Here is an 11,725-nt window from a genome sequence, read left to right on the forward strand (position 1 = left end):
AACGGCCATCAATGCCGCACAATGATCTGGCTGCCGATCTTCACGCGGTCATAAAGATCGATGACGTCGTCATTGGTCATGCGAATGCAACCGGAGGAGTTGGCCTGTCCGACGGTCCATGGCTGGTTGGTGCCGTGGACGCGATAAAGCGTGTTGCCGATATACAATGCGCGCGCGCCCAATGGATTGTTCGGTCCTCCCTCGACATGGGCAGGCAGGAAGCGGCCATTTGACGCTTCCCTGGATCGCATTTCGGCCGGCGGCCGCCAGTCCGGCCAGGTCTTCTTGCTCGAAATCGTGTCGCGGCCGGCCCACTCCAAGCCCTCCTTTCCAACGCCCACCGCGTATCGCAGCGCCCTTCCGTTGCCCAAAATGTAGTAAAGCCGCCGCTCCGTGGTGCTGATAACGATCGATCCCTTCGGTTGAGCCTCACTGAAATGCACGATCTTCCTGGGGGTTGCTGACCAGTCGTTCCGGGTTTCTCCATCGGAAGTCTGGTCGGGTGCGGAAGGGGAGACCAGCACATTTCTTGCCGGATCGTAAGTCCAGCTTCGTGGGTCATAACCGCTATTCGATTGGGCCTGCGCCGGCGCCATCGCGGCAATCGATAGGGCAGCGATCAGAAATGCACGCAACCTCTGGTTAAGGCACGGGGCGACCCGGACTTTGCGTCCCGCAACCTTGACGGGAACAGGCAGGTTCGCAAGCAGGATCATGATTGCCGCCAAGACCGATCTCTTCTGCATCCAGGCGTCCAGCTGACGATCACCTGATTCCAGCGCGCACCATATCGCTTTGCAGGCGGTTCGCAACATTTGGCACCAAATGTTCGTACGCAATCCAATTGGACTTCCAATTCTGCAATGTGCACGATAGAGTGAATCGGCGGGTAAATCATGAAACCAGCGACGCGGGCCATCGCTCGTGCGTCCCTTTGCGATAGGACCAATGTTGACGGGACGCGACACCTGCCATGCGGATCGGTTCTCGGGAGCCAGGGCTGCTTTTGTCGCCTGCGGTCTTGCGATGATCCTGGCGTTCGGCCTTGCCTCGTCGCAGGCCAACGCCGCCGAACCGCGCTGGCCTGCCGGCCCGTACAAATACATCACCGTCGATCAGTCGGTGGCCGACGCGCTGGTCGAGCTAGGCCGCAACATGCGGGTGCCCATGCGAGTCAGCAAACTCGTAAAGGGGCGTTTAAGCGCCGGCATGCCGGTTGGAACGGCGCGCGAGTTCCTGCAGGAGATCTGCGATCGATACGGCTTGGTCTGGCATTTCGATGGCATCGTCATGAACGTCGCGACCGAAGCTGAGGTCCGGACGGAAATGATCGCGCTTGATGCCAACACGGCTGCCGGTGCGGAAGATCGGCTTTCGCGGCTGGGGGTCATCGACCCGAAGTTTCCGATCAAGGTGTCCAGGCAAGACGATGTTGTCTCGGTATCGGGGCCGCCGTCCTATGTTGAACTTGTCAGGAAAACACTGGGAGTTCCTGCGGCGCCGAGCGCGAAGCAGGATGTTGGCAAAGTTGTTCCGGTCCGCGTTTTCCGCGGCAGGCAGGCGGAGGCGCAGAATGTTCCCTCCGGCAAACCGAACTAAGCAAGCAGGAGGGCAGGTTCATGCAAATCGCGCCGATTGGAGCCCTGGAAGCCACGCTGGCGAACTTGACCACCAGCATGGCTTCGCAGCAGCAGATCACCGCCGGCACGACAGCGCAGCCGGGTAACCGGATGGTGGGTGCCAATCAGGAAAAACATGATGCCGCGAAGGTCAGTATGCCTGAACGCGGTGATGTCGCCGCGCGGGCAGGCCAGCAGGTGGCGCAGTCGTCTTCGGGAGCCAATCCGGCGATGGCCGGACAATCGTCCAAACTGGAAAAGACCGAGCCGATCGCCGAACACAAGCTGTTCGACTATCTGGCCGAGGTGGAGAAGGCTGGGGGCGGGGCGCTCACGGATCCGTCTGCATTGTTCGGTTCTGCGGTTCAGTCGCTGGAAGGGACCATGCAGCAGGTCGAGAAGGCCCTTGGTCAGGCAAACGCCCCTGTGAGTGCTGAAACGGCCACCATGCAGGATGGCGCCGGCAAGACCGCCCCGTCAGGCAAGGCCCCGTCAGGCAAGGAAGACGAAAACGCCACCGCAAAAAATGCCGAGCAATTGCTCGAACGATCCATTTCGGTGATGTGGGCAGCCGCCAATCTCGAGGTGGTCACGAGCAGCGTAACGGCCGTTACGTCGTCCACCAGCACGCTGATCAAGCAACAGTAAGCCTACGGAGTGTTCGTGCACACGATAACCTTGCCGCGGCGGTCGACACTATTTGATCGATGCGGCGTCCGGTGCCGCGTCGCGCTCGTCGTGGTGAGCATGCTTGTGCTCCAGGCGTGCTCGGTTGAGCTGTATTCCGACCTCAACCAGCGGCAGGCCAACGAGATCGTGGCCACGCTGATGCGTCATGGCATCCCGGCCCAACGCGAGGCGGGCAAGGACGGCAAAATGACGGTTTCCGTACAGAAGGACCGTTTCGCCGAAGCCATGGCGATTCTCGACGAAAGCGGGTTACCCAAACAGGAATTCCAGACGCTCGGCGACGTGTTCAAGCGAGACGGGCTTGTATCCTCGCCGGTCGAGGAGCGTGCGACGATGATTTATGGCCTAAGCCAGGAACTGTCGCAGACGATTTCGGACATCGACGGCGTGCTTTCCGCGCGCGTTCATCTCGTCCTGCCCGAAAACGATCCGCTGAGACAGCGGCTGGTGCCATCGTCCGCCTCCGTTTTCATCCGGCATCGCGCATCCGTTCCGATGAATGAGCTGATCCCTCAGGTCAAGATGCTGGTGGCCAAAGGCATCGCCGGGCTGACTTATGACAATGTATCCGTCACGCTCATTCCGGTGACCGCGGCAGTTCCCGAGCACGCAACCGGCGAGCCAGGTTTCACGACGTTCCTCGGCCTCTGGCTGCATCCCGACAGCGTCGCCGCCGCGATGTGGCTGTTTTACGGCATGATGGCGGCTATAGCGGCGCTGGCTGCCCGCCTGGCTTACGTCCAGTGGTATCGACGACCCGGTGTTTATGCGCTCGACGCTTCGGCCATGCCGGTGAAGAAGACATGATCCAGACCGGCTCGAAGCAAACTGCCAGCCCGGAATGGCAGACATTCATGTCCAATCCCGCAGGCTATGCGGATGCGGCCCGGCTGGCGCAATGCTTTGACGGCACGATCGGCGAGGCTGCCTGCGAGCGTATGTTGCGGTCGCAGCGCCTGCATCAGCGATTGTCAGTGCTTCTGCTTGAGCGTTACCGCCTCAGCGGCGCCGTCTCCAACGAGCCAGCCGATGAGACAGACCTGGCGATTGCCTTGTCGTCGGGTGAGGAGTTGGAGGAACTAGCGCTTCGCGCCGGCGCGATCTACTGGGCCGGCAGTCTGGCCGCCGTCATCGATGGACGCCAGGTCGCTGCGTTGCAGGCAGCACTCGGCGCGGAAATCTGCGCTTTCGCAGTCGCCAACCGCGATCTGGCCGGTCCAATGCAGCCGTTGGAGCCGCTGGAAGACATTCATCGTCGTGTCCATGCCGACGGGCTGCGTTGCCTTGGCGGCTGGTGTCAGGCGATGCCGGGCGAAACAAGCATGCGGGTCCGCCTCAAGCTGATGCCGCATGCGCTTGTGGACCAGCCGACAGCCGAACCATTTGCCGAAGCTGGTCCGGCGATTGTTCGACGGGCGATGGGTTAGGCGAGATGGTCGAACCGGGCAAAGCGACCACTGCCGTGCCGAGGCGCCCCGTCGCCCGCATCCTGCGCGCCGCCGAGGCACGCGCCTGGCTGGATGGGCACGCTTTTCTCGACGAAGCCAGGCGTGACGCGCAGCAGTTGCGTGACGCCGCTCGGCGAGCCTATGCGGCTGAATATGCGCAGGGTTATGAAGATGGCAAGGCGCGAGGCGACGCGGATGCCGCGCGTCTGGTGAGCGAGACCGCGGTCAAGGTAGATCGCTATCTCGGTGGGCTGGAAGCCGAAATCATCACTCTGGCTCTCGATGTGGTCAGGCGCGTGCTGGGAGAATTCGACGCGAGCATGCTGGTCGCCAAGGCGGCCGCGCAGGCAGTCACTGAAATTCGCCGCGCCAAATATCTAAAAGTCCGACTTCATCCTGCTTCCGTTACCAGGGTTCGCGACGAACTGAACGCGGTCCTGCGCGAGAGTGAGTTGGGCATGACGATCGAGATCGACGCCGACGATGCGCTAGCGACGGACGCCTGCATCCTTTCGACCGACATTGCCGTCATCGACGCCAGCATCGAGGCACAGCTCAACGCCATTGCCGCTGCGATTTCATCAAAGGCCGAGGCGGCGGCATGACAAGTCCCGCCACCAAGCTCGAGAGCCGCCTCGCATCGATCGTTCCGAACCTGCGTTCCGGCCTGCGTGAAGATGCCAGCCGACCCAGGAAAGGGCGTGTACGGCGGGTCACCGGCACGGTCATTCACGCGACGGTGGAGGAGGTTCGGATCGGCGAGATCTGCGAACTCCTCGATCCCAGGACCGGCACGGCGACCAAGGCGGAAGTCGTCGGGCTCATAGACGAGATGGCGATCCTTGTTCCGCTTGGCGATCTCACCGGCCTTTCAAGCCTCACCGAGGTCATTGCGACCGGAAAGACCCAGACGGTGCCTGTCGGGCCTGGCCTGCTTGGTCGGGTGATCAGCGCGTTCGGCGAGCCATTGGATGGCAAGCCGCTTGCGCCGGATGGCATTACCGGCAGCTATCCGGTCAACGCCTATCCGCCGTCGCCGCTGGAGCGCAGTTTGATTTCCGAGCCTATCCAGCTAGGAATCCGCGCCCTCGATGGGCTTCTCACCTGCGCGCGTGGGCAGCGCGTCGGCATCTTCGGCGAGCCTGGCGTCGGCAAGTCGATCCTGCTTTCGGATATCGTCAGCGGCACCGACGCAGATGTTGCCGTGGTTGCGCTTGTCGGCGAACGCGGACGTGAAGTGCGCGAATTCATCGAGCATCAGCTTGGCCCGGAAGGGCTGGCGCGCGCAATCATCGTCGTCGCGACGTCCGACCGGCCGGCGATCGAGCGCGTCAAGGCCGCTTATGTGGCAACCAGCATCGCCGAATATTTTCGCGACCAGGGCAAGCATGTGCTGCTGGCAATGGACAACATCACGCGGTTTGCCCGTGCGCAGCGCGAGATTGGCCTCGCTTCAGGCGAGCCGCCGACGCGTCGCGGTTTCCCGTCTTCGCTTTTTGCAGTCCTGCCCCGATTGCTCGAGCGCTCAGGGCCTGGCCGCGTCGGCTCCATTACCAGCCTCTACAGCGTTCTTCTGGAGGGCGATGGCACGCTGGATCCGGTTGCCGAAGAAATCCAGGCGCTTTTGGACGGCCACGTTTTTCTGTCGAACGAGCTTGCACAGCGCAATCATTTCCCGGCCATCGACGTGCTGCGCAGCCGCAGCCGCCTCATGGACACGGTGGCGCCGGCGGAACATCGGTCGGACGCCGGCCGCTTACGGGAGTTGCTCGCCCGCTACGCCGACGTCGAATTGCTGCTGCGCGTCGGCGAATACGAAAAGGGCAGCGATGCGGTGGCGGACGAGGCGGTGGCGAAGATCGACGCCATCAACGCCTTCCTGCGACAGCCGTCCGCCACCCACGAGACAATCGAGCAGACACGCGAACGCATGCGGGGGATCGTCAATGAAAGATCGTGACACGATCGCACGATTGCGCGACCTCAGGCGCCACGGTGAACAGCGCGCAAACGAATTGGTCATAAGGCGATACGCCGCTGCGCAGCGGGCCGCCGGGGCGGTTCGGGAGGCAGCCGCCGCGGTCAGCGAACACCTGCAGCAGGCAGCCGACGCTGAGGATGCAGCCTTCGCTTCGCTTGTTGGGCAACCGGTGAAGTCGGCCAGCCTTTACCGGCTTCAGGGACAGTTCGAGAACGCCGCCAGGCAAACCGAGCAGCTCCGGGAAAACCAGAAGATCGCCGGCGTCACCGAGCAACGAAGCAAAACCGAGTTATCGGCCGCCCGCAACGATCATCGCGCCAGCATGAAGGCGGTGACGAAGCTGGACGGGCTTTTGGAGCATCTGACCAAACGCACTGCGCGTCGCAGCCTGGCGCTTGCCGAGCTTTCCGAGGAAGACGAGCGCGGTCCACTGTGCTTACCCACAGAACGATAGTCCAATCCGTGATCGTGAATATGGAAGTGTGATGCCTCAGGCCTTGGCGTCGGCAAGAAAGAAAGCGCGCGCAGAACCGGTGAGACGCACACGCTCGAGCGTTGGCGAGCCGCTGGCATTGGAATCTGTTGCGGCTGGAGAGGTTGAGGCATTGAACGCCTTCTACCGCCGCCGTGCTCCCGCGCAGATCACGATTGCCGGGAAAACCATGGCGCTCGCCGCCATCTGGCCGGCGCCGAACCCTGTGGACCAGCCAATATGCACGATTGCGTTCACCCTCGGAGACATGGCGGGCAAATTGCGCTTGCCGTTATCTGTTGTCGAACGAGGCCTTGCCAAGGCTGACGAGCTGATCGACGTGAAACGACCGGCACCCGCTCACGCCGCACTGCTGCTGGAGTCCGAATTCGAAAAAGATATCGAATGGATCGAGAGCAAGCTGGGCGGGACGATCGCTATTACGTCGATCGAACAAGAACAAGAAGACAGCGTTCTGGACCAAACCGCGTTGGCTTTCGTCCTGGCCGGCAAGGACGAAACCATAGGTTGCGCCTTGCACACCGACAGCGTCGATCTGGCGGTGCGGGCCGGGCGCTTTCTCGACGCGATCGGCAAAGCAAGACCTCCGGTTCCTGCCGAATTCCCGTTGCCGGTCTGCCTCTGGCGCAACGCGCTTACAATCAGCCACGGTGATCTTCAAAGCCTGCAACCTGGCGATGTGGTGCTTTTCGATGACGAAGGGGAAGAGGCGGCATTGGTCATTGCCGAGCGGCTTTATGCCCCGGCGGTGCTGACTGCCAGCGGGCCGCAACTGCTTGCCGCGCCGACTGCAATCGCTGGATCGAAATGGGAGTGGACCATGAACCAAGACACGCCGCCGCACGCCGATCAGGCATTGGAGGAGGCAACTCTGGACGAGCTGCCGGTTGCGCTTGCCTTCGAACTCGGCCGCACGGCGATGCCTCTCGGCGAGGTAAGGCAGCTTGCGCCCGGTGCCATCGTTCCGCTCGCCAATGTGACGAAGGAGACGGTCGACATCATCGCCAATGGCAAACGCGTCGGCCGTGGCGAGATCGTCCGGATTGGGGAGAGCCTGGGCGTGCGGATCGCCCGTATGTTCGACAATGCTTGACAATTCGCCCAACCTGCTTGGGATCCTGACTGCCGTCGGCTTTGTCGGTCTGCTGCCGCTGGCAGTCGTCACCATGACCGGTTTCCTGAAGATCTCGGTCGTGCTGTTCCTCATCCGCAATGCGCTCGGCGTCCAGCAGATGCCGCCCAATCTGGTGCTCTACGGCATAGCGCTCGTGCTCACGGTCTATGTCACAACGCCGTTGCTGAGCGAGATGTCGGGACGGCTCCAGGAAGGGCAGGTTCAGTTCCAGACGACCGACGACCTCGCCAGGGCGACGCAACTGGTGAGGGAACCATTGCAGCAGCACCTGATCAAGTTCACCCAGCCGGAAGAGCGGCAGTTCTTTCTCGACGGAACGAACCGCCTGTGGCCGGAACAGGCACGACAAGATCTGAAGGACGACGATCTTTCGATACTTGTTCCTGCCTTTGTCGCGTCCGAGCTTACGCGGGCGTTTGAAATCGGCTTTCTGCTTTATCTTCCGTTCCTCATCATCGACATCGTCGTTGCCAACATCCTGATGACGCTCGGCATGATCATGGTCTCGCCGGTCCTCATTTCGGTCCCGCTGAAACTGTTCCTTTTCGTCGCCATAGATGGCTGGTCGCGGCTGATGCACGGCCTGATCCTGAGTTACGTCTGACGCCGCTGGGAGGTTTGCATGAGCAATGACTTCATCCTGGCGAAGGTCCAGGGCGCGCTCCTGACGGTGCTGTTCGCGTCAGGCCCGGCGATCATTGCGGCGCTGGCCGTTGGCATCCTGGTCGGGCTGGCCCAGGCGCTGACGCAAATTCAGGACCAGTCGCTGCCGCAGACGATCAAGCTTGTCGTGATCCTGCTAGTCATCATCGTCTTCGGCCCGCTGCTTGGCCAGCAGATCGCCGAGCAGGCCTCGACGGCGCTGGACGAATTCCCCGTCGTCACGCGTTGAGGCGCGCGGATGCCGGTCGAACCCTTCTTCGCGTCGGTCAAGGAGCTACAGTTGTTTCTTTTGGCGGGAGCTTTCGCGCTCGCCCGCATGACCGGGTTCATGCTGCTGATGCCGCTCTTTTCGCGCGTGCCGCTTTCGGGCCTTCTGCGCAACGGCGTTGCCCTGGCGCTGGCGGTTCCGGTCTTTCCGATGATCGTCGACAAGCTGACAAACACCGACATCGCGACGACGATGATCGTCGCCTACATGCTCAAGGAGGTCGTGGTCGGGGTAACGCTCGGGCTGGCGATGGGCATTCCGTTCTGGGCGGCCGAGGCTGCCGGCGATATACTGGACCTGCAGCGCGGCTCGACGATGGGCACGCTGATCGATCCGATGATGACCCATGAGACGAGCGCCACCGGCACCTTGCTCGCCGTCATCATGGTCACGGTCTACCTGGCTGCCGGCGGCCTCGAGCTTTCCCTGACCAGCCTCTACGACAGCTATGGCCTGTGGCCGATCGACCAGCTTCTGCCGGTGTTCAGCAAGGATGCGGCCGGCATTTTCCTCGATCTCTTGAACCGCATTCTGATGATGGCATTGACCCTGGTTTTCCCGCTCATCATCAGCATGCTGTTGTCCGACCTTGTGCTGGCCTTTTTGGCGCGCGCCTCACCGCACCTCAACGTTTTTGCGCTTTCGCTGATCGTGAAGACGCTGGTGTTTAGCCTGGTCTTTGTCCTCTATTCTGCTTTCCTGCTCTTCTACATGGAGCGCGACCTTGGCTTCCTGCACGAGGCAGGCCGACAGATAGAAGCGATCGGCTGCCGCAACTGTCAATGACAGCAGGAAGGTTTGCGCAAGCGTCGGTCGTAAGATGAAGCAATCGTTGGCCGGCCAATAAATACAATTTATCGTTGAGGAAAGATTCTGACAATTTGACAAGCAGCCGAGCCGCCAACGATCTTACGCCCTCCCGACTTGTCTCTGAACCGGAAGCGATGGCTCGCCTGACCACTTCACCGATCTTCGAGGACCTGCGACTGGTCGATGCGGACAGGCTGCGCAGGCTTGTCAGAATGGGCGCCTATGAGGGGCATACGGGGGGGCTGGCGCATGGCAAGCTCCAGGCCAATGTTGTGATTGTGCCGCGCAGCTTTGCCAGCGATTTCCACCAGTTCTGCATCCGCAACCCGAAACCCTGTCCATTGGTCGGCGTTAATCGCGCCGGCAGCCCATTGATCCCAGCGCTGGGCGACATCGACATCCGCACCGATGCCCCCCAGTACAACATCTATCATTTCGGCGAGCTGACCCGTCGGAGGACGGACATCATCGACCTGTGGCAGGATGATTTTGCCGCTTTCGCGCTCGGCAGTTCGCTGACCGTCGAAGCTGCACTTGCCGAAAAGAAACTGAGCCGCATCGGCTGCGGCAAGGCCTCGCCCAAGTTCCGAACCAGGATCCAGACGTGCCGCGTCGGACCGTTTGGTGGCGAAATGGTCGTCTCGATGCGTCCGATAAGCCGTTGCGATGTCGACAGGGTTCGCGCCGTCACCGCACGCTTCCCGCATGCCCACGGCTCTCCCATCCATGTCGGAGATCCCACGGTCATCGGAATAGCCGATTTGATGGCTCCCGACTGGGGCGATGCGGTCAAAATCATCGACGGGGAGGTCGCTGTGTTCTGGGCCAGCAGCATCACCGCGCAGGATGCGCTTGCTCGCGCCGAACTGGCGACCTCGATCACGGTATCGCCGGGGCACATGCTGATCACCGATGTCGATGCACGAGCCGATGCGGGCGCTTTCAAAGTCTACTAGCAGTTCTTCATCACCGGTCAGCGTTAATGCTATTCGAGATGCGAAATGCGGTGAGAGTCGGTCTCGATCTGCCTCACCACATCTTCGATCATGTTGCAGTGGCCCAACCTTATGCACTCGAGGCAGTGAAGCTCCCCGGCAAGTGCTCCCACTACGTGATAACCATTTGGTAACCTTCCGAACTGGAAAGTGAAAAAGTACTGGCTACTTTTGCCCTCGATAGATGTTAGGGCTGGTATCGAGCGAGACAAAGGAGAAAGGACCGGGATGGCCACGGTACTGAACGCCAAAGGCGTTCCACTTCCCTACAGCGGATCCTCCGTAAAGTGGTATTCGGCGACGAATTCCGGCCCGACACTTTATGGCAGCACATACAACGACTCGATGTATGGCGACGCTGCCGTCACCGTCACAATGCGTGGCGGCAAGGGCGACGACATCTATTATCTGTATGCCGCGAAAAACAAGGCGGTCGAGCTGTCCGGCGAAGGGGTGGACACCATCTCGACCTGGATGAGCTACAAACTCCCGGCGAATTTCGAGAACCTGACGGTCACCGGCGACAAGCGCTATGCTTTCGGAAACGAGCTGAACAACATCGTTACCGGCGGCTCCGGCCAACAGACGCTCGACGGCTTGCAGGGCGATGACGTGCTCAAGGGCGGATCCGGGGCGGACATTTTCGTCGTCAACCCCGGCAACGGCAGTGACCTAATCCTGGACCTTGGCGCGACGGATACGGTTCGCGTCGGGAGCTACGGCTTCACCTCCTTCGAAGAGGTGCGCGCCAACATGGTCCAGTCGGGAGCCAACGTCCGCCTAAATCTGTCCGACGGCGAGTTTCTCGTCTTCGCCAACAAGACCATCGGCGATTTCACCGCAAGCCAGTTCAAGCTGGCCGTGGACAGGTCTGCCCTGGAACTGACCTTTTCGGACGAGTTCGATACGTTGGACCTGTGGAACGGCTCGAGCGGCACCTGGGATTCGAATTACTGGTGGGGGGCCGAGAACGGCAGCACGCTCACGAGCAACAATGATCTTCAATGGTACATCGATACCGACTACGCCCCGACACGCTCCGTCAATCCGTTCAGCATCGAGGACGGCGTTCTCACCATTACCGCCGCCCGGGCTCCTGAAGCGATCCGTCCCTACATAAATAACTACGAATACACGTCAGGGTTGCTGACGACCTACGAATCTTTCGCGCAGACCTACGGCTATTTTGAAATTCGAGCCGACATGCCCGAAACACAAGGTGCTTGGCCGGCCTTCTGGCTTCTCCCGGCGGACGGCTCCTGGCCACCGGAACTGGACGTCATCGAGATGTTCGGTAAAGATCCAAACAAGCTCATCCTGACAGGCCACTCGAACGCGACAGGAACTCATACAACAGTAGGCACGACGGCCTATGCCGCGGATACCGAAGGGTTCCACACGTATGGCGTGCTTTGGACAGAAGACGAACTCGTCTGGTATTTCGACGACGTCGAAGTCGCTCGTGCCGCAACGCCTGCCGACATGCATGACCCGATGTATATGCTGGTGAATATGGGGATCGGTGGCCAGGCGGGAGAGCCCGCCGACGAGCTTGCGACGCCTGCCGAAATGCAGATCGACTACATCCATGCCTATGCGTTGCAAGACTGGGTTATCTGACAT

The 11,725-nt window shown here is 61.0% G+C and carries 14 protein-coding genes; 13 read left to right on the forward strand and 1 reads right to left on the reverse strand.

Annotation, left to right across the window (positions count from 1 at the left end; all coding sequences use genetic code 11):
* Positions 1-8 precede the first annotated feature (8 nt).
* Positions 9-1,106 (reverse strand): L,D-transpeptidase, encoded by a 1,098-nt coding sequence (locus AC0L28_RS02415; RefSeq protein ID WP_473475316.1) that lies wholly within the window; start codon positions 1,104-1,106, stop codon positions 9-11.
* 16 nt (positions 1,107-1,122) lie between these two features.
* Between AC0L28_RS02415 and AC0L28_RS02420 the strand changes: the two genes are divergently transcribed.
* The 13 genes from AC0L28_RS02420 (at position 1,123) to eglC (ending at position 11,722) form a co-directional block, all read left to right on the forward strand.
* Positions 1,123-1,599 carry a type III secretion protein gene (locus AC0L28_RS02420; protein ID WP_287066464.1) on the forward strand — a complete coding sequence of 159 codons (477 nt, stop codon included), beginning with the start codon at positions 1,123-1,125 and terminating at the stop codon, positions 1,597-1,599.
* Positions 1,600-1,619: 20 nt separating this feature from the next.
* A complete protein-coding gene (locus tag AC0L28_RS02425; protein ID WP_473475318.1) occupies positions 1,620-2,267 on the forward strand; it encodes a hypothetical protein in 648 nt (215 codons plus the stop codon).
* A 15-nt stretch (positions 2,268-2,282) separates the two neighbouring features.
* Positions 2,283-3,116 carry a type III secretion system inner membrane ring lipoprotein SctJ gene (sctJ, locus tag AC0L28_RS02430; protein ID WP_287179639.1) on the forward strand — a complete coding sequence of 278 codons (834 nt, stop codon included), beginning with the start codon at positions 2,283-2,285 and terminating at the stop codon, positions 3,114-3,116.
* 47 nt (positions 3,117-3,163) lie between these two features.
* Positions 3,164-3,736, forward strand: a complete 573-nt coding sequence (locus tag AC0L28_RS02435; protein ID WP_473475320.1) for a SctK family type III secretion system sorting platform protein — start codon at positions 3,164-3,166, stop codon at positions 3,734-3,736.
* Positions 3,737-3,741: 5 nt separating this feature from the next.
* A complete protein-coding gene (sctL, locus tag AC0L28_RS02440; protein WP_473475322.1) occupies positions 3,742-4,362 on the forward strand; it encodes a type III secretion system stator protein SctL in 621 nt (206 codons plus the stop codon).
* Entirely contained in the window at positions 4,359-5,717 is a 1,359-nt protein-coding gene (locus AC0L28_RS02445; RefSeq protein WP_473475324.1) for a FliI/YscN family ATPase, read from the forward strand. Before sctL ends, AC0L28_RS02445 begins: the two co-directional genes overlap by 4 nt.
* Positions 5,704-6,192 carry a hypothetical protein gene (locus tag AC0L28_RS02450; RefSeq protein WP_473475326.1) on the forward strand — a complete coding sequence of 163 codons (489 nt, stop codon included), beginning with the start codon at positions 5,704-5,706 and terminating at the stop codon, positions 6,190-6,192. Before AC0L28_RS02445 ends, AC0L28_RS02450 begins: the two co-directional genes overlap by 14 nt.
* Before the next feature lie 208 nt (positions 6,193-6,400).
* The gene (gene sctQ / locus AC0L28_RS02455; protein ID WP_473475328.1) at positions 6,401-7,324 is read left to right on the forward strand and encodes a type III secretion system cytoplasmic ring protein SctQ; all 924 of its coding nucleotides are present in this window, start codon (positions 6,401-6,403) and stop codon (positions 7,322-7,324) included.
* Positions 7,317-7,970, forward strand: a complete 654-nt coding sequence (sctR, locus tag AC0L28_RS02460) for a type III secretion system export apparatus subunit SctR (RefSeq protein WP_473475330.1) — start codon at positions 7,317-7,319, stop codon at positions 7,968-7,970. The genes sctQ and sctR overlap by 8 nt, the downstream gene beginning before the upstream one ends.
* Before the next feature lie 18 nt (positions 7,971-7,988).
* Positions 7,989-8,258, forward strand: coding sequence for an EscS/YscS/HrcS family type III secretion system export apparatus protein (locus tag AC0L28_RS02465; RefSeq protein ID WP_287205261.1), 270 nt, complete (start codon positions 7,989-7,991; stop codon positions 8,256-8,258).
* A gap of 9 nt (positions 8,259-8,267) precedes the next feature.
* Complete coding sequence (sctT, locus tag AC0L28_RS02470; RefSeq protein ID WP_023799502.1) at positions 8,268-9,083, forward strand: type III secretion system export apparatus subunit SctT; 816 nt, start codon at positions 8,268-8,270, stop codon at positions 9,081-9,083.
* A 158-nt stretch (positions 9,084-9,241) separates the two neighbouring features.
* A complete protein-coding gene (locus AC0L28_RS02475; protein WP_473475332.1) occupies positions 9,242-10,063 on the forward strand; it encodes a D-glutamate cyclase family protein in 822 nt (273 codons plus the stop codon).
* Between the two features lie 267 nt (positions 10,064-10,330).
* Positions 10,331-11,722: an endo-1,3-1,4-beta-glycanase EglC gene (gene eglC, locus AC0L28_RS02480; RefSeq protein WP_128172282.1), complete on the forward strand. Its 1,392-nt coding sequence runs from the start codon at positions 10,331-10,333 to the stop codon at positions 11,720-11,722.
* Positions 11,723-11,725: the final 3 nt, after the last annotated feature.

Source organism: Mesorhizobium sp. WSM4847 (genome assembly GCF_055811335.1).